Annotated in this window: 15 protein-coding genes; 9 read left to right on the forward strand and 6 right to left on the reverse strand. The window is 72.9% G+C overall.

What is annotated here, in order from left to right; translation table 11 throughout:
• Window positions 1-72: 72 nt before the first annotated feature.
• Window positions 73-975, reverse strand: coding sequence for an aminoglycoside phosphotransferase family protein (locus ACTWQF_RS20975; RefSeq protein ID WP_443281130.1), 903 nt, complete (start codon window positions 973-975; stop codon window positions 73-75).
• A 221-nt stretch (window positions 976-1,196) separates the two neighbouring features.
• Here ACTWQF_RS20975 and ACTWQF_RS20980 point away from each other — a divergent pair, with 221 nt between their 5' ends.
• From ACTWQF_RS20980 to ACTWQF_RS21000, 5 genes are all read left to right on the forward strand, one after another.
• Window positions 1,197-1,889 (forward strand): 4'-phosphopantetheinyl transferase family protein, encoded by a 693-nt coding sequence (locus tag ACTWQF_RS20980; RefSeq protein WP_443281131.1) that lies wholly within the window; start codon window positions 1,197-1,199, stop codon window positions 1,887-1,889.
• A 177-nt stretch (window positions 1,890-2,066) separates the two neighbouring features.
• The gene (locus tag ACTWQF_RS20985; RefSeq protein ID WP_443281132.1) at window positions 2,067-2,729 is read left to right on the forward strand and encodes a DedA family protein; all 663 of its coding nucleotides are present in this window, start codon (window positions 2,067-2,069) and stop codon (window positions 2,727-2,729) included.
• A gap of 59 nt (window positions 2,730-2,788) precedes the next feature.
• On the forward strand, window positions 2,789-4,093 hold the full coding sequence (locus ACTWQF_RS20990) for a sensor histidine kinase (protein ID WP_443281133.1): 1,305 nt from the start codon (window positions 2,789-2,791) through the stop codon (window positions 4,091-4,093).
• Window positions 4,081-4,725, forward strand: coding sequence for a response regulator transcription factor (locus ACTWQF_RS20995; RefSeq protein ID WP_443281134.1), 645 nt, complete (start codon window positions 4,081-4,083; stop codon window positions 4,723-4,725). Before ACTWQF_RS20990 ends, ACTWQF_RS20995 begins: the two co-directional genes overlap by 13 nt.
• A gap of 150 nt (window positions 4,726-4,875) precedes the next feature.
• The gene (locus ACTWQF_RS21000; protein ID WP_443281135.1) at window positions 4,876-6,945 is read left to right on the forward strand and encodes a DUF5107 domain-containing protein; all 2,070 of its coding nucleotides are present in this window, start codon (window positions 4,876-4,878) and stop codon (window positions 6,943-6,945) included.
• A 32-nt stretch (window positions 6,946-6,977) separates the two neighbouring features.
• Here the strand turns inward: ACTWQF_RS21000 and ACTWQF_RS21005 are convergent, their stop codons facing one another.
• From ACTWQF_RS21005 to ACTWQF_RS21015, 3 genes are all read right to left on the reverse strand, one after another.
• Window positions 6,978-7,340 (reverse strand): VOC family protein, encoded by a 363-nt coding sequence (locus ACTWQF_RS21005; RefSeq protein WP_443281136.1) that lies wholly within the window; start codon window positions 7,338-7,340, stop codon window positions 6,978-6,980.
• Between the two features lie 92 nt (window positions 7,341-7,432).
• Window positions 7,433-8,242, reverse strand: coding sequence for a methyltransferase domain-containing protein (locus ACTWQF_RS21010; RefSeq protein ID WP_443281137.1), 810 nt, complete (start codon window positions 8,240-8,242; stop codon window positions 7,433-7,435).
• A 122-nt stretch (window positions 8,243-8,364) separates the two neighbouring features.
• Window positions 8,365-8,847, reverse strand: a complete 483-nt coding sequence (locus tag ACTWQF_RS21015) for a CBS domain-containing protein (RefSeq protein ID WP_443281138.1) — start codon at window positions 8,845-8,847, stop codon at window positions 8,365-8,367.
• Between the two features lie 290 nt (window positions 8,848-9,137).
• Between ACTWQF_RS21015 and ACTWQF_RS21020 the strand changes: the two genes are divergently transcribed.
• From ACTWQF_RS21020 to ACTWQF_RS21030, 3 genes are all read left to right on the forward strand, one after another.
• Window positions 9,138-10,055 carry a SigB/SigF/SigG family RNA polymerase sigma factor gene (locus tag ACTWQF_RS21020; RefSeq protein WP_443281139.1) on the forward strand — a complete coding sequence of 306 codons (918 nt, stop codon included), beginning with the start codon at window positions 9,138-9,140 and terminating at the stop codon, window positions 10,053-10,055.
• Between the two features lie 249 nt (window positions 10,056-10,304).
• Window positions 10,305-11,609, forward strand: a complete 1,305-nt coding sequence (locus ACTWQF_RS21025) for an aminotransferase class I/II-fold pyridoxal phosphate-dependent enzyme (RefSeq protein ID WP_443281140.1) — start codon at window positions 10,305-10,307, stop codon at window positions 11,607-11,609.
• On the forward strand, window positions 11,610-12,896 hold the full coding sequence (locus ACTWQF_RS21030; RefSeq protein ID WP_443281141.1) for an MBL fold metallo-hydrolase: 1,287 nt from the start codon (window positions 11,610-11,612) through the stop codon (window positions 12,894-12,896). It abuts the gene before it with no gap.
• Between the two features lie 37 nt (window positions 12,897-12,933).
• Here the strand turns inward: ACTWQF_RS21030 and ACTWQF_RS21035 are convergent, their stop codons facing one another.
• Both ACTWQF_RS21035 and ACTWQF_RS21040 read right to left on the reverse strand, forming a co-directional pair.
• A complete protein-coding gene (locus ACTWQF_RS21035) occupies window positions 12,934-13,530 on the reverse strand; it encodes a DedA family protein (RefSeq protein ID WP_443281240.1) in 597 nt (198 codons plus the stop codon).
• A 53-nt stretch (window positions 13,531-13,583) separates the two neighbouring features.
• Window positions 13,584-14,360 carry an MBL fold metallo-hydrolase gene (locus tag ACTWQF_RS21040; RefSeq protein WP_443281142.1) on the reverse strand — a complete coding sequence of 259 codons (777 nt, stop codon included), beginning with the start codon at window positions 14,358-14,360 and terminating at the stop codon, window positions 13,584-13,586.
• A gap of 210 nt (window positions 14,361-14,570) precedes the next feature.
• Between ACTWQF_RS21040 and ACTWQF_RS21045 the strand changes: the two genes are divergently transcribed.
• The gene (locus tag ACTWQF_RS21045; RefSeq protein WP_443281143.1) at window positions 14,571-16,694 is read left to right on the forward strand and encodes a phage holin family protein; all 2,124 of its coding nucleotides are present in this window, start codon (window positions 14,571-14,573) and stop codon (window positions 16,692-16,694) included.
• The last annotated feature ends 4 nt before the right edge of the window (window positions 16,695-16,698 follow it).

Here is a 16,698-nt window from a genome sequence, read left to right on the forward strand (position 1 = left end):
GAGGGGGAGCCCAGTAACAGGCCGGGAAAGACCGGGATGGACCCCAAGGCCCGGCTCCCCTCCGAGCGTCCCCTACAGCCCGGCGACGTCCGCGAGAATGCGGGCCTGGTGCATCAGGGTGATGCTGTCCTCCAGGTCGTCGTCCTCGTCCACCGACCACAGCGCGTACTCGACATGGCGGGCGACCGACCAGGCACGTACGCGATCGACGTCCTCGCCGAGGGCGTCCGCGAGCAGTGCCGTGCGGTGCCGGAGCACGCGGTGCGGGGCGGGGTGCTCGAACGGGTCGTCGACCTGTTCGAGCAGGGGCCACGGGTCGAAGGCGGGGTCGCCGGTCATCGGCTTGGCGTCGATGGCCAGCCACGGAGCGCGGCGCGCCGACAGCAGATTGCCCGGGTTGAAGTCGCCGTGCACCAGCACCTCGCGGCGGGCGGACCGCGGCAGTTCGCGGAACAGCCCCGCGGCCAGCCGGTACAGCCCCGTGTCGAGCTCCGGGGGCCACTCGCGGGCGGCCTGCTTCTCGGCGAGGTCGGCCCACTCGGCGGTGGTGTCCGCGACGCGGCCCATGCCGAGCGCCGCCGCCTCGGCCGGATCCGCCGACCACAGTTCGCGGAGCACGTCGGCCGCGGCCAGCAGCCGTTCGTCGGCCGGGATGTGCTCGGCGCCGCCCAGCTCGGCGCCCGGCTCCACGCGTTCCAGCAGCAGCGCGAAGAGGTCCGCGTCCTGCTCCAGCACTCGTACGGCACCGCGACCGTTCCACAGGCCGAGGGCCGCCCCCTCGGTGCGGGCCTCAGGGTGGGGCCAGGTCAGCTTGAGTACGGCCCGGGTGCCGTCCGGCCGCTCCGCGGGCGCCACCCAGGAGCAGCTGCCCCCGTGGAACGGCGCGCCCAGCCGCAGCTTCCAGCGCTCGCGCATCCTCTCCACCAGTGCCGGCAGCCCGGCCAGCCAGTCGCGGCCGTCGGCCGTGTGACTCATCTCCGTGAGCACAGGGAGGCTGGGAGGAAAGAGATCGGTCACGGCACCGTCCCGGGCGGTCTTCTGCGGCGGCAGCTTCGAGCAGGGCCTCATCACCGTACTGGGATCGCCCGCATCTCTCCGAGCGCTTTTCGCCCGCACCCCCCCACCTCGCCCCCGCCCCTGGTCGGCGTTGCCGGATCGGGCGGCGCCGTCCTCGCTCGTTCGGGTACGGTCGCGGCATGACGAGCGTCGCACCCGGTATCAGCGATCCCGCCAGCTCTCCGGCCGTCCATGTGATCCGCGTTTCCGAACACGCTGCTGCCACCAGGGTTCCCGGCGCTCTCGCTCCGCTCTCGGAGGAGGAGCGGGGGCGTGCAGCGGCGTTCGTACGGGAGGTCGACCGCGAGCGCTATGTGGTCGCGCACCTGGCGTTGCGCAGGGAGCTTGGCACGCTGTTGGATCTCGACCCGGCCGATGTGCGGTTCGCCCGCGCGGACTGCCCGATGTGCGGGGCCCCGCACGGCAGGCCGACCGTGCCGGGCGATCCGGTGCACTTCTCCCTCTCACACGCGGGGGATGTGGTGTTGCTGGCGTTCGCCGCCGTGCCGGTGGGGGTGGATGTGGAGGAGTTCCCGAGCGTCGCTTCGGCGCGGGAGACGATGACCGCGCTACATCCCTGTGAGCGGGCCGAGTTGGCGGCGGTGCCGGACGCCGCGGCGCTGCCCGCCGCGTTCACCCGCTGCTGGACGCGGAAAGAGGCGTATCTGAAGGGGACGGGGGCCGGACTGGGTGAGGACCCGTCCGTCACCTACGTCAGCGCGCTCGAAGAGCCCGCCCGGGTGCCCGGCTGGCAGCTCACCGATCTTCCGGCCCCCGCGGGTTACGCCGCCGCGAGCGCGCTGCGAAAGACCGCCACGGACGAGACGGACTGAACGTCGCCCTCCGGACCGGGGGGCGGTGCGGCGGTGCGGTTTTCCGCAGGGTGCGGGCTGCGGAAAACCGCAGCTGACCTGACGGTCATCCTCATACCCGCGCTGAGCTGCGGTTTCTAGCGTTGAGGGCGATCGGGGCAGCAGCCCCGGTGACCGACCCGACAGCCGGAGACCCCTATGCACCTCACATCCTTGGCCCTGCCGCAGGAGCCCGCCGACGGCATCGCAGGCTGGGCCGCCGACCTCGTCGACACCATGGGCGGTCCGGGAGCCGGACTGGCCATCGCGCTGGAGAACCTCTTTCCGCCGCTGCCGAGCGAGGTGATTCTGCCGCTGACCGGGTTCGCCGCCGGACAGGGGGTTCTCTCGCTGCCCATGGCGCTGTTCTGGACCACGCTCGGTTCGGTCGTGGGCGCCGTGGTCCTCTACTGGATCGGCATGTTCTTCGGCCGCGACCGCATGCATGCGCTCTGGGCGCGGCTGCCGCTGGTGAAGGAGTCCGATCTGGTGCGTACGGAGGAGTGGTTCGCGAAGCACGGCACCAAGGCGGTCTTCTTCGGCCGCATGGTGCCGATCTTCCGCAGCCTCGTCTCCGTACCGGCCGGGGTGGAGCGGATGCCTCTGCCCGTCCTCGTCGTGCTGACCACGCTCGGCAGCCTGATCTGGAACTCCGTCTTGGTGCTGGCCGGTTACTGGCTCGGCGACCAGTGGGAGTTGGTGGAGGCGTACGTCGGGATCCTCTCCAAGGCGGTGCTGGTCCTGGTGCTGCTGGCCCTGGCGGCGTACGTGGCCGTACGGCTGCGCGGTCACAGCCGGGCCAAGCACCGCCGCGCGGGGTGACCGGGTACATGCCCGAGCGATCTTGTTCCGGATGTACGCCCGTACTAGGCTCCGACGCCGTGCAGCGGGCCGGCGAAGCGAACGGCGAGGAGACCTCAGGCGAGGAGACCTCGGGCCAACCGACCGCTGGCGAAGTGACCGCCGCCGATGCGCACTTCGGCGAAGCGACCGTCGGCGACCCGCATGCTGTCGCGGCGACCCGGCCTCCCTCCTGGCCGTACAGGAGCTTCGGGGTGCTGCTCGGCTGCGCCACGGCGCTGCTCGGCTCCGGGTACTTCGTCCTCGTCGGCACCGCCCTCGGCCCGTTCCTGCTGTGGCCGTTCACCCGGAGCAGCGCCCTCGGCATTCTGATGGCGGGAGTGCGCGGGCTGACGGCACTGGAACGGACCCGCCGGTCCGCCTTCTTCGGCGACCGTTTCCCCGAGCACTACAAGGCGTCCGACCAGAAGCTGCTGCGCTATCTGGCGGTCCGCAGCTACACGGGGCTGCTGTGCGCCGTCGTTCTCGGGCTGCTGGGCTTCGGCGTCATCCTGGCGGCCCTGGTGGCGCTGCGGACGGTGCAGGGTGCGTTCAGCTGGGACGACTGGCTGGCGCAGGCGCTGCTCGGCGGTGTGCTGCTCTTCCTCGACATCCAGGGGCTCCACTCGCTCGCCGGTCTGGACGCACGCAGCGCCCGGGAGTGTTTCGGGCCCTCCGAGCGGGAGTTGCTGCGGCGGCGTATCGATGAACTGGCCACCAGCCGGGCGGCGGTCGTGCACGCGGTGGACGCCGAACGCCGGCGTATCGAGCGGGATCTGCACGACGGGATGCAGCAGCGTCTGGTGGCGCTCGCCATGGTGCTCGGCCGGGTTCGCCGGGGCCGCGACCCGGGGCAGGCTGAAGCGCTGCTGAGGCAGGCGCACCAGGAGTCCCAGGACATCGTCACCGAACTGCGCGAAGTGGCCTGGCGGATCTATCCCTCGGCGCTGGACAGCCTGGGGCTGGAGGAGGCGCTGGGCGGGGTGTCCGAGCGGTGCGGCATTCCGGTCCGTACCGAGTTCGACGTCGGCGGGCCGCTGCCGCAGCCCGTGGAGACCGCCGCGTACTTCGTGGTGTCGGAGTCGGTGACCAACGCGGCCAAGCACTCCGGTGCCACGGCCGTCTCCGTACGGGTGCTGCTCCGCGATGCCGGTGACAGCCGCAGCAGCCACGGCAAGGTGCTCGTAGTGAGTGTCCAGGACGACGGGAGGGGCGGTGCCGATCCGGCCGGCAGCGGACTGGGCGGGCTGCGCAGCCGGGTGGCCGCGCTCGACGGCACACTGCATATCGACAGCCCTCCAGGGGGACCGACCACCATTACCGCGGAGCTGCCGTGCGCGTACTGATCGCCGAGGACTCGACCCTGTTGCGGGAGGGGCTGGTCCGGCTGCTCGTCGAGGAGGGGCACGAGGTCCCGGCCGCGTTCGGGGACGCGGTTTCGCTGCTGAAGGAGATGGCGGAGCGGCAGCCGGACATCGTCGTCCTCGACATCCGGATGCCACCCACGCACACCGACGAGGGGCTGCGGGCGGCGCTGGAGATCCGCGAACGCTGGCCCGGGGTCGGGGTACTGGTGCTGTCCCAGCACATCGAGCGCAACTACGCGGCCCAACTGCTGGCCTCCGACGCGGAACGGGTGGGGTACCTCCTCAAGGACCGCGTCGCCCAGGTCGAGGAGTTCCTGGACGCGCTGGAGCGCATCCAGGCAGGTGGCGCCGTCATCGACCCGGAGGTGGTGCGGCAGCTGGTCTTCCGTACCACGCACTCGGATCCACTCGCTCGCCTTACGCCACGGGAGCGCAGCGTCCTGGAGGCCCTGGCCCAGGGGTACACCAACACGGCCATCGCCGGGAAACTGCACATCTCGCTGAGTGCGGTGGAGAAGAACCTGGCCGCCGTCTTCGACAAGCTGGAGCTGTCACAGGACACCGGTCACAGCAGGCGGATTCTGGCGGTCCTGAGATATCTGGAGTCGTAGCGGCAGCGGGGCTCCGCAGTGCCGTCACCGGGCCCCGCAACGCCGTCAAAAGGACCTGGCGCGCGGGAAGCGGAGCGTGTTCCATGGTCATCGGGGGTCCCGGTCAGGCGGCGGCGCCCGTGGACGACGTATGGAAGAAGCGAGGTTGCCGTGGCCACGACCGTACGACGCAGCACCCGTACCCTGCCCGCAGCGCCGCTCGGCCCTGAGAATCCGCTGCCCGCGCTGCTGCCGCTGGACGAGGCCCACACGCTCGACGAGTCCGAACGCGCCGCACTGCCGCCCGAGGTGGCGCGGCAGGTCGGCTACGCTCCGCTGCGCTCCGTGCTGCCCACCCGTGTCCTCGACGGCTACGGGCGGCGGCGCACCCCCACCCGGCTCGACACGCTGGTGCTGGAGAACGACCAACTGCGGGTGACCGTGCTGCCCGGTCTGGGCGGTCGTATCGCCTCCCTCTTCCACAAGCCGACCGCGCGTGAACTCCTCTACGTCAACCCCGTCTTCCAGCCCGCCGACTTCGCGCTCAACGGTGCCTGGTTCTCCGGCGGTATCGAGTGGAACATCGGTGCGACAGGGCATACGACGCTCTCCTGCGCCCCGTTGCACGCGGCGCGGGTGCCGGCGCCGGGCGGTGACGGTGTGATGGTGCGGCTGTGGGAGTGGGAACGGCTGCGCGACACCCCCTTCCAGGTGGACCTGTGGCTGCCCGACGACTCCGACTTCCTCTACGTCGGCGCCCGCATCCGCAACCCCCACCACCGCACCGTTCCGGTGTACTGGTGGTCCAACATCGCTGTGCCCGAGGACCCGGGGACGCGGGTGCTCGCCCCCGCCGAGGAGACCTGGTACTTCGCGTACGAGCGCAGGCTGCGCCGGATACCCGTGCCCGAGTGGGAGGGCACCGATCTGACCTACCCGCTGCACAGCCGGTTTCCCGCCGACTACTTCTACGAGGTGCCTGACGACTCCCGGAAGTGGATCGCCTCGCTGGACGAGAAGGGGCAGGGGCTCGTCCAGACCTCGACTGACCTGCTGCGCGGCCGCAAGCTGTTCGTCTGGGGCGCCGGAGCGGGCGGCAGGCGCTGGCAGGAGTGGCTGACAGAGCCGGGCACGGCGGGATACGTGGAGATCCAGGCGGGGCTCGCCCGCACCCAGCTGGAACATCTGCCACTGGAGGCGGGCGGCGAGTTGGCCTGGCTGGAGGCGTACGGGCCGCTGGCCGCCGACCCCGAGACGGTGCACGGCGCGGACTGGGCGGCGGCCCGCGCGCACGCCGAGCGGCGGCTGGAGGTGGCGCTGCCGCGCGGCGCCGTGGAGGCGGCCTACGCGGCGTGGCGGCCGTACGCGGACGCCGAACCGGAGGGCAGGCCCGAGGAGGGCGGGCCCGAGGAGAGCGCGGCCGAGGAGGGCGGGTACCAGGAGGGCGGGGAGCGTCGCTGGCTGGCGACCGGTTCGGGCTGGGGAGCGCTGGAGGTGGAGCGCGGTGGCTTCACTCTTCCGGGTACGCCATTCCCGCCGGAAACCCTCGGCGCCGAGCAGCGGCCGTGGACCGAACTGCTGCACAACGGCACCCTTCCCTGCGGCCCGGAGGCCGTGCCCCCGGGACCCACGCTGGTCGCCCCGGAATGGCGCGAGCTGCTCGAAGCGGCCGACGCCGGCCCGGACGCCGACGCGGCGGGCAAGGCGTCCCGGCATGAGCTGGACTACCACCTCGGGGTGGCGCAGTGGCACGCGGGCGACCGCTCACAGGCGGTACGCAGCTGGGAGCGGTCCCTCGAACTGGGCGCGCGCTGGCCCGCGTTGCGCTGCTTGGCCGTCGCCGACCGGCAGAACGGCCACGGCGCCCGCGCCGCGGACCGCTGTCTGGCGGCCGTACGGGACGCGCGGGAACGGCTGGGTGCCCGCGACTCTCTCGCTGCCGCGGCGCTCGTGGCGCTCGCGCGGGAGGCGGCTTCGGCGCTGCTGGCCGAGGAGCGTGCCGAGGAAGCCGGGGAAGTGTTGGACGGGCTGCCTGAGGAGCAGCGGCAGCGGGGCCGCTGCCGACTGCTGCGCGCGCGGGTGCTGCTGGCGAAGGGCGACACCGAGGGCGCCCGCGCGCTCTTCGACGCCGGTTTCGAGGTCGAGGACCTGCGGGAGGGGGAGGAGGTGCTGAGCGACACCTGGGCGGCGCTGACCTCCGAGCCCCTCCCGCCCCGGTACGACTTCCGCATGCGGCCCTAAGGGTGTCCGGCGGGGTGCATCGCCGCCTCGGGCTACTGCTCGGACGCCGCCGGCTTTCGGTCGACGTACTCGAAGACGCTGCCGTCCGGGTGGCGGGCGACCAGGTTGCGGCCGATCGGGGTGGGCTTGGGGCCCGCGATGATCTGCGCTCCTACGGTATGCAGATCGGCCAGTGCGTCGTCCACGTCCTGCACCGCGAGGGTGGCCTTGACCTTGCTGAGCACGTTCAGGTGTTCCTCGGGGCCGCTCATCAGGAAGAAGGGGCCGACGGCGGCAACCTCCACCGGGCCGTTCTGGAAGCGCATCGCCTCCGCACTTGCCAGTCGTTCGTACACCGGCACGGCGGCGTCCAGATTGTCGACGCAGATACGCAGCGAGGTCCCCAGAATATCCATGGCCCCAGCCTAGAGCGGGGCCACCCGCTGTGCCGAACCACGGTTGCCGCCCGCGCAGTTGTGGCGGCTCAGGGGCGGCAGAGGGTCTCGGCTCACACGCGGCAGAGGATCTCGCCGTGGACGACCGTGAACCAGCCGTCCTCCTCCTCGCCCCAGGACCGCCACGCCTCGGAGATCCGGCGCAGTTCGTCGGAGGTGGCCAGGCCGCCCTCGACGGCGACGGACGCATAGCTGGAGGCCACCGTGCGGTCCGCCCACAGCCCGCTCCACCAGGCTCGCTCTTCCGGCGTGCTGAAGCACCACGTGCTCGCGGTGACCGTGACGTCGGTGAAGCCCGCCTCGCGTGCCCATGCGTGCAGCCGCCGTCCGGCGTCCGGGACGCCTCCGTTGGCCTGCGCGACCCGGCGGTAGAGGTCCAGCCAGGCGTCCATGCCGGGCACCTCCGGGTACCAGAACATGCCGCCGTAGTCCGCATCCCGGACGGCCACGACTCCGCCGGGTGCGCACACCCGCCGCATCTCGCGCAGCGCGCCCACCGGGTCGCCCACATGCTGGAGCGTCTGGTGTGCGTGCACGATGTCGAAGGAGCCGTCCGCGAAGTCGAGTGCGTGCACGTCGCCGGTGGTGAACTCGACGTTGGAGACCCCGCGTTCCTCCGCGGTCGCGCGCGCCTGCTCCAGCACGCCCGCCGCCGCGTCCAGCCCGGTGACCGAGCCCTGCGGGACCAGCGTCGCGAGGTCGGCCGTGATGGTGCCGGGTCCGCAGCCGATGTCCAGGACGCGGTGGTCCTCGCGCAGCCGGCCGAGCAGGTACGCGGCGGAGTTGGCGGCGGTGCGCCAGCGGTGCGAGCGCAGGACGGACTCGTGGTGGCCGTGGGTGTACACGGCGGTCTCGTGTGCCATGCACGCACTGTAGCCCGGTGTCTTGCCATGTGAGCAAGGACGTTCCGGAATATGGACATTCTCTCAGCGCCCTGACGACCCCAGCGCCCCCGGCGAACCCCGGCGCGGAGAAAAGGCGCAGGTCACCGCCAGCCGTCCGCGCCCTCCTGCGACCAGGTGTCCGGTGCCGCACGGCTGATGTGGGCCAGTGTCGAGTCCGGCTCGTTCTCCTGCACCAGGTCACCGATGCTGACCATCCCCGCGAGCCTGCCGCCCTCCAGCACCGGCAGCCGCCGTACCGCGTGCGTGCGTAGCAGCTCCACCGCCGCCTCGATCTCCGTGTCGGTGGTGACGGTCACCGGGTCGCGCGTACAGGCCGACCCGCAGTTCACACCCAGCGGGTCCACCCCGTCCGCCACCGCGCGCAGCGTGATGTCCCGGTCGGTCAGCAGCCCGAGCAGCTTGCCGTCCTTGACGACCAGTACGTCGCCGATCTCCTGCGCCCGCATCAGCTGCGCGGCCTCCACCAGTGATGCGTCGGGACGCACGGTCGTCGCCGCCGGCGTCATGACATCTGCCACCGTCCTGACCGTCGCCCGGTCCTCTTCTCTGTCCCTCGGCGCCATCGCCCTCGCCTCTTCTCCGGCTGCTTCCCGCCCTGGGGCGGGGGACAGGACGACGTACCCGCCTATGGGTCGCCGACACCCTTGCGACCAGGGGGAGTTGGGCACCCTGCCGGGGAATTGCCGTCGGGGGGCGTGCAGGTGTTTGTCGTCCGGCACACCGGGCACCCGCACACTTGTGCTTCGGAAAGAAGGCACGTCCGCGGGAGCGACCTGTGTGCTTCGGGCCCCGCACCTGCCTTCGCTGCCGCGGTGACCGTCAGACGACGCGACCGTTACGGGAGCACAAGCTGATGACCGTCCGTATGACACGCTCCAGGCATCCCCACGACGACGCCCCCGACACCACCGCCGAGTTCCGACGCATCGCCGAACTGCCCGAAGGCCCCGAGAAGGAAGAGCTCCGTCAGCGCGTGGTGCGAGCCTGGATGCCGATGGCCGGGCGGCTGGCCAGGCACTTCCGTAACCGCGGCGAGGCCCTGGAAGACCTCGAACAGGTGGCCGCGCTCGGTCTGGTGAAGGCCGTCGCCCGCTACGACATCTCCCGCGGCTGCGCCTTCGAGAGCTTCGCGGTGCCGACCATCGTCGGTGAGGTCAAGCGGCACTTCCGCGACCACATGTGGGGCCTGCATGTGCCCCGGCGCATCCAGGAGCTCCGTAACCGGGTGCGCAACAGCCAGCGCGAACTCAGCCACACCCTCGACGGACGCAGCCCCTCCGTGCAGCGCATCGCCGAGCACTGCGGACTCAGCGAAGAGGACGTGCTGCTGGGCATGGAGGCGCTGCAGAGCTACAGCACGCTCTCCCTGGACGCCGAACTTCCCGGCGCCGACGACGGCTACTCCCTCGCCGACACCCTCGGCGACTGCGAACCGGGCTTCGACCAGGTCGTCTACCGCGAGGCCGTCAAGCCGCGGCTCGCACGGCTGCCGGAGCGGGAACGCCGCATCCTCTACCTGCGGTTCTTCTGCGACATGACCCAGAGCTGCATCGCCGAACAGCTCGGCATCTCACAGATGCATGTGTCCCGTCTCATCAGTCGGACATGCCGCCGCATCCATCATGAGGTCGAGACCGACCGGCGCCTCGACCGCAAGCCGTCCCGCCGCGAGCCGGAGGGCGCACGGCGCGCTACGGTGCGGCGCGAGCGGGCCCGGCCCGCGACGCACCGGCCCCGCCCCGGTCGGCGCGGCCACGCACCCGCCGCGTAGGGAGTGGGTATCGGGCATGGGGGCTGCGCCCCGTAAGGGCGCGGGGCTGTGTTGATGTGCGGCTCCGCCGCGTGGGCGCGAGGGACCACAACCCACCCGCAGTCCGCGGATGCCGGACAGGGGCACCCCCTGCCCAGGACAACGGGTGCCCCGGCCCTCAACCGCACGTGTCGACGCTGCCGGTGTCACCGCCTTCTGCCAAGGTGTACGCAAGAAAAGGTTGTCCGATAAGCGGCGGAGGCGGAGCGGATGCGGCGCACGGACCAGGGCGTGCGAGGGGAAGCGGACGTGGGCCCGCTCGCTGCCCCCTCCGCGACCGCCGTACGCGAGGCCGCTGGCGGCTACTGGCACCGGCGCGGTCTGCCCACCGATCCCGCGCAGGTCGCCGTCGCGCCCGGCACCCCTCTGATACTGCTCGGGGTGCTGGCCGCAGCGGGCAGCGGTGCCGCAGAGGCAGGCTCCGCGGGCGGGGACGGGCGCGCGGGCGCGCGGGCGCGCGGAAGCGTGCTGCTCCCGCACCCGTGCGCTTCCTGGTACGCGGAGCAGGCGCGGCTGCTGGGCCGGGCGGTGCACACGGTGCCGGTGCCGGTGGAGTGCGGCGGGATTCCGGACCCGTTCGCGCTGCTGGAGGCCGTACGCAGGTCACGGGAGGCGGGTGAGGTCCCGCAGGCGCTGGTGCTCTCCGTGGCCGACGAGGTCACCGGGACGGCCCCGCCGCCGGAACTGCTGCACGAGGTGTGCGAGGCCGCCGTCGCCGAAGGGCTGCTCATCGTCAGCGACGAGACATGGCGCGACACCTCGCACGACCCGCACGACACCGTGATCGTCAGCCCGGCCGAGATGCTCACCGAGGCGGGCCGGGCCGACCATGTGGTGGTGCTCGCCGGTCTCGACGCGGCGTTCGACGTGGCCTTCGAGGCCGGACGGGGTGCCGCGTTCCGGCGGCCCGGACCGCCCCCCGGGATCGCCCGGTTCCCCGGCACGGGCCGTGGACAGCTCCTCGGCGAGCAGGCGCATCAGGCGCTGGCCGCGCTCCGCGCCGATCTGCCCGGCCCGGTAGCGACGGCTGCCGCCGAGCTGCTCGGCGATTCCGCGGAGCTGCGCTCCCGTCGGTCCGCCGCGGCGCGGCTGCACGGCGGCTTGGCCCGCGCTCTGCACCGCGCGGTCACCGACGCGGGCGCCGTGTGCCGGCCCCCGCATCTGGACCGCCATCTGTACGCCGACCTCGACCCGTTCCGGCCCCGCCTCGCCGCGCACGGCATCACCGACGCAGCCGGGCTGGAGGCCGAGCTGGTGCGGCGGCTGGGGCCCTACGCGGTGGGCGGGCACCGCTTCGGTGACGATCCGCACGAGCTGCGGGTGCGGCTGACCACGGACCTGCTGACCGCCGCCCTCCCCGGCCCCGGTGGGGGCCGGCCCGCAGGTCACCCGGTGGATACGGAACGGTCTCAGCAGGCCGCCGAACCGGACCCGGGGGAATGGCCCGGCGTGGCCGAGGCGTTGGCACAGGTGCAGTCGGTGCTGGTCGACCTCACGGATGGGAGTCCTCAGTAGATGACCGAACGGACCGGACAGCCTTCCGAGCGCTCACCCCTGCCTGAAGGGCCCGCCTCCGCGGAAACCGCCGAGACGGCCGGGACTCCCACAACGCCCGGAGCCGTTCAGGGCGGGTCCGGCGGCGCCCCGGGCGCTTCCTCCGACGGAGCCGCGTCCCCGTCGGCCTCCGGCCGGGAGGTGCCTCCGGGCGAGGAGTCGTCGGCGCCTGCCCGCGCCGGGGGCGGCGGCCGTACCGGTCCCACCGATGTGCTCATCCAGCCGCCTCCCCCAGCCTCCGGCCGGGAGGTGCCGCCGGCGCTCTCCCCGCCGCGTCCCGTCGGGGCCCGCCGGCTCTGGCCCCGCTCGTTCACCGACCGGCTCACCTCGCCGCTGCCCGGGGTGCGAGCCATGGCCCGGCTCGCCCGTGAGGGCGCGATGCGGCCGATCGGCACCGCGCTCGCCGAGGAGATCCCCAAGCTCCCTTTCGCGCCGGGCCCGATGCCCGACCCCGGTGCCGACACCATCGCCGTCACCTGGGCCGGACACGCCAGCTGGGTGGTGCGGATCGGCGGTCTGACCGTGCTGACCGACCCCGTGTGGTCCCGCAAGATCCTCGGCACTCCCGCCCGCGTCACCCCTGTCGGCGTGGCCTGGCAGGACCTGCCGAAGGTCGACGCAGTCGTCATCTCGCACAACCACTACGACCATCTCGACGCGCCCACCCTGCGCAGACTGCCGCGCTCCACCCCGCTGTTCGTACCGGCGGGGCTCGGCGGCTGGTGCCGTAAGCGTGGCTTCACCACCGTCACCGAGCTGGACTGGTGGGAGGGTGCCGAGCTGCCCGCGTCCGAGGGCGGGCGGGTGCGCTTCGACTTCGTACCGGCCCACCACTGGTCCAAGCGCACCCTCACCGACACCTGCCGCTCCCTGTGGGGCGGCTGGGTGCTGACCGACCAGCACGGGCAGCGGGTGTACTTCGCGGGCGACACCGGATACGGGCACTGGTTCGGCGAGATCGGCCGCCGCTACCCCGGAATCGACCTGGCGCTGATGCCCATCGGCGCCTACGACCCGCGCTGGATGCTGCGCCCCGTGCACACCGACCCCGAGGAGGCCGTGCTGGCCTGCCAGGACGTCGGCGCCCGCCGGATGGCACCCATGCACTGGTCCACCTTTCTGCTGTCGGGTGAGCCGCCGCTGGAGCCGCTCACGCGGGTGAGGGCTGCCTGGCGCAAGGCCGAGCGCCCCCGCGGGGATTTGTGGGACCTCCCAGTTGGCGCGTCCCGCGTGTTGGAGCCGGCCTAGCCCCTTCGGGGCGCGCCCCCATGCGGCAAGGTCCGCGTCAGCGCGACCGCAACCGGCGCCACAGCGAGGGTATGGCGCTCATGAGCAGCGTCAGGGCGACGGCTGCGGCGATGCCCTCCCAGGGGCGGGGGAAGAGGGAGCCGCCCGCGACGCCGAGGAGCTGGTAGACGGCGGCCCACGCCAGACAGGCGAGCACGTCGCCGCGGGCGAACTCCCGTATCCGCATACGGGCCAGCAGACAGGCGAGCATCACGGGGATGCGCCCCGCGGGGATCAGCCGCGAGACGACCAGCACCGCGATCCTGTGTTCGCGCAGCCGGGCGTCTGCCTGGGCGAGCCGTTCGGGCGCGGCCCGCTCGCGCAGCGCCGACAGCCAGCGCGAGCCGTTCTTGGAGCCGACCCCGCGTTTGCCCAGCCAGTACAGCCCGATGTCGCCGAGGAAGGCGGCGAGCGAGGCGACGCCGAAGACGGCGAGCAGCGCGAACACCGGCAGGCTCTGGTGCAGCGCGACCACGGCGGCGCTGCTGACCAGCGCCCCGGTCGGCACCACCGGCACCAGCGAGCCGAGCACCACCAGCAGAAACAACGAGGGGTAGCCCAGGGCCTGCTGGGTGGCTTCCGGCGGGGGCACCACCGCTTCGGAGACGGTGTGGGCGACCGCGCCCCACCGGTCCGGGAGCGCACCGCTCACCTGTCCGCCTCCAGCCGCACGCTCTCCCCGTGCTCCAGCAGATGCACCGTGACCTCCGGCGCCGGCCGCGCCGCCAGCCGCTGGAACTCGATGCCGGGCGAGTGGAACTCGTGCGGCCTCACCGCGTCCAGACCGACCGGCCAGTATGTACCGAAGTGCACCGGCACCGCGCTGCGCGGCCGCAGCCGTACCAGCACCTCGGCGGCCCGGCGCGCGTCCAGATGTCCCTCGCCCAGGAAGGGCCCCCAGCCGCCGACGGGGAGCAGCGCCGTGTCCACCTCGCCGACCGCCTCCGCCATCCCGTCGAACAGCCCCGTGTCACCGGCGAAGTACGTGCGCTCCTCGCCCGTCACCACGAACCCGAGCGCGGGCGAGATGTGCGGTCCCACCGGCAGCCGCCGCCCGTCGTGCGCGGCGGGAACGGCCCGTACGGTCACCGGGCCCGCCGTGACCTTGTCGCCCGGGACCACCTCGGTCAGCTCCAACTGCCCGGCCAGCCGCCGCAGGCCGGGCACCGCCCGCACCGCGCCGTGCGGCAGGACGACACGGGTGCCAGGTGCCAGCATGGCCAGCGAGCCAAGGTGCAGATGGTCGGCGTGCAGATGCGAGACGAGCACCAGATCGGCCCGGGCCGCATGGGGCGGCGGCAGGGCACCACGGCGGCGCCGCAGATGGGCGAGGCGCCGCACCAGCAGCGGGTCCGTCAGCACCGTGACCCCCGAGTCCCGCACGGTGGCGGTGGCATGCCCCCACCAGGTGACCTCGACCGGCACATCCGGCTCCTTCCTCCCTGCGGCACCTACGAGCCTAGGACGTCGCGTGCTGCGCCCCGCAGGGGCGCGGGGAACTGCGCGCCCAGCCACAAACTGCCCGCAGCCTGCGGATATCAGGCAGGGGCACCCCCTCACCAGCACAGCGAAGGGGCGAGGCTGTGCAAAAGTGGAGGTTGTCCAATAAGCCGGGAGGGAGGTGACCTGACAAACGTGGGCGTACCCCGCATACCGTGGCGGCGACTGGGCGCGGCCTCGCTGCGCGTCGGTGCCGTCTGGCTGGTCAGCACGCTGACCATGCTCGTGCTCGCCGGTGTGCTGCCGGACTTCCGGCTCCAGTCCGCCGGCGGCGACAGCGCCACCGTGATCGGCGTCACCGCCGCCGCGGGCGCCGGGGCCTTCGGCCTGCTGAGCGCCCTGGTGTGGCCGCTGCTGGTGCGCGCGTTTCTGCTGGTGCCGGCGTTGGTCCTCGGGCTGCTGGTCTTCTTCCTCAACGGGTCCCTGCTGTGGCTCGCCCTGTCCCTGATCCCGTACGGCGGGGGCAGCGCCGATCCGTCGATGGCCGTCGTGGTGGCCGCCGTGATGTCGGCGGCGTCCTCGGCGACCAACGCATTCCTGGCGGTACGGGACGATCGCGCCTACCGCCACCGGCTCGCCCGGATCGCGGGCCGCAGGAGGCGCCGGGAGGGCCGGGGTGCGCCACCCGGCACCCCGGGCACGGTCTTCCTCCAGCTCGACGGGCTCGGGCACGCGGTGCTCAAGGAAGCACTGGAGACACCCCCGGACGGCAAGCCGCTGATGCCCGCCGTCGCCGCGCTGTACGGGCGCAGCCACCGGCTCACCCGCTGGCGCACCGACTGGTCCAGCCAGACCGGCGCCAGCCAGCTCGGCATCCTGCACGGCAGCAACGAGGACGTACCCGCCTTCCGCTGGTACGAGAAGGAGACCGGCGAGGTCGTCGTCAGCAACCGGCCCACCAGCGCTGCCGAGCTCCAGCGCCGCGCCGTCGAGCGCACCGGCGATCTGGGGCTGCTCGCGCAGGACGGCGCCAGTCGCGGCAACCTGTTCACCGGCGGCGCCCGGCAGGTCGCGCTGGTGCTCTCGGTCTCGGCCCGCCGCGGCAAGGAGACCCGCTCCCGCGCCGGGTACTTCGCCTACTTCTCCGACCCCGCCAACGCCACCCGGACCGCGGTCTCGTTCGTCGCCGAAGCGGTCCGCGAAACGGTCCAGTCCACGCGTGCGCTGCTGCGGCGGGAGCGTCCACGGGTGGGCAGAGGCGGGCTGTACCCGTTCATCCGGGCCTTCGCCACCGTCGTCGAGCGAGACGTGGTGGTGGCCGCCGTGCTCGGCGACATGCTCAGTGGGCGTACCGCCGTCTACGCCGATCTGGTCGGCTACGACGAGGTGGCACACCACTCGGGGCCGCGCGGCCGGGACACCTGGCAGGTGCTGCGCCGGCTGGACAGGTCGGTACAGCTCATCGCCAAGGTCGCCGAACGTGCCCCGCGCCCGTACCGCCTCGTACTCCTCTCCGACCACGGTCAGAGCCCGGGGGAGACGTTCGAGGAGGCGTACGGGCTGACGCTGGAGGACCTGGTACGGGCGGGCAGCGGGCTTCAGGTGCCCCGCCGTGCCGGGCGGACCGCGAGCGGCTCGGAGGCGCGTACGGCGGCGCGTGCCGCACTGCACCGCCCCGAGGAGTCCGGACAGGAGGCGCCGCGCAAGCCCCGGCGCGACACCGGACCCGTCGTACTGGCCTCCGGCAACCTCGGGCTGATCTCGTTCCCCGACCAACCCGGGCGGCTGACCCGGGAGCGCATCGACGCGCTGCGCCCCGCGCTGCTGCCCACGCTGGCCGAACACCCGGGCATCGGCTTCGTGCTGGTGCAGAGCGCCGAGCACGGTCCTGTGGTGCTGGGCGCCGGCGGGTGCGAGCACCGGCTGGTGACCGGCGAGGTGGTGGGCGCCCGCGACCCGCTGGCCCCGTTCGGACCTGGCGCGGCCGAGGCAGTACTGCGGACGGCGCGGTTCCCGCATGCCGCGGACATCATGGTCAACTCCGCGCTCGATCCGGAGACGGGCACCGTGCACGCCTTCGAGGAGCAGATCGGTTCGCACGGCGGGCTGGGCGGCGAGCAGGGCCATGCGTTCCTGCTGTCCCCGCTGGAGCTGTCGCCGCCGGTGGAGCCCGGTGAGGAGCTGGTCGGCGCCGAGGCCGTGCACCGGGTGCTGCGGCGCTGGCTCGCCGAGTCCGCAGAGCCCCACCTCCTGGGAGGGGCGGACAATTTGGCCACCCCCCATGGCACGGAGCCCCTGCCGACGGCACCCCGCGTCTGAGAGG

This window comes from Streptomyces sp. 8N114, from assembly GCF_052245835.1.
Classification (GTDB): domain Bacteria; phylum Actinomycetota; class Actinomycetes; order Streptomycetales; family Streptomycetaceae; genus Streptomyces.

Excerpts from the sequence above, each read along its gene's own strand:
- ACTWQF_RS20975 (WP_443281130.1), bottom strand. The coding sequence starts at position 975 with ATGAGTCACACGGCCGACGGCCGCGACTGGCTGGCCGGGCTGCCGGCA.
- ACTWQF_RS20980 (WP_443281131.1), top strand. The coding sequence starts at position 1,197 with ATGACGAGCGTCGCACCCGGTATCAGCGATCCCGCCAGCTCTCCGGCC.
- ACTWQF_RS20985 (WP_443281132.1), top strand. The coding sequence starts at position 2,067 with ATGCACCTCACATCCTTGGCCCTGCCGCAGGAGCCCGCCGACGGCATC.
- ACTWQF_RS21005 (WP_443281136.1), bottom strand. The coding sequence starts at position 7,340 with ATGGATATTCTGGGGACCTCGCTGCGTATCTGCGTCGACAATCTGGAC.
- ACTWQF_RS21010 (WP_443281137.1), bottom strand. The coding sequence starts at position 8,242 with ATGGCACACGAGACCGCCGTGTACACCCACGGCCACCACGAGTCCGTC.
- ACTWQF_RS21015 (WP_443281138.1), bottom strand. The coding sequence starts at position 8,847 with ATGGCGCCGAGGGACAGAGAAGAGGACCGGGCGACGGTCAGGACGGTG.
- ACTWQF_RS21020 (WP_443281139.1), top strand. The coding sequence starts at position 9,138 with ATGACCGTCCGTATGACACGCTCCAGGCATCCCCACGACGACGCCCCC.
- ACTWQF_RS21025 (WP_443281140.1), top strand. The coding sequence starts at position 10,305 with ATGCGGCGCACGGACCAGGGCGTGCGAGGGGAAGCGGACGTGGGCCCG.
- ACTWQF_RS21030 (WP_443281141.1), top strand. The coding sequence starts at position 11,610 with ATGACCGAACGGACCGGACAGCCTTCCGAGCGCTCACCCCTGCCTGAA.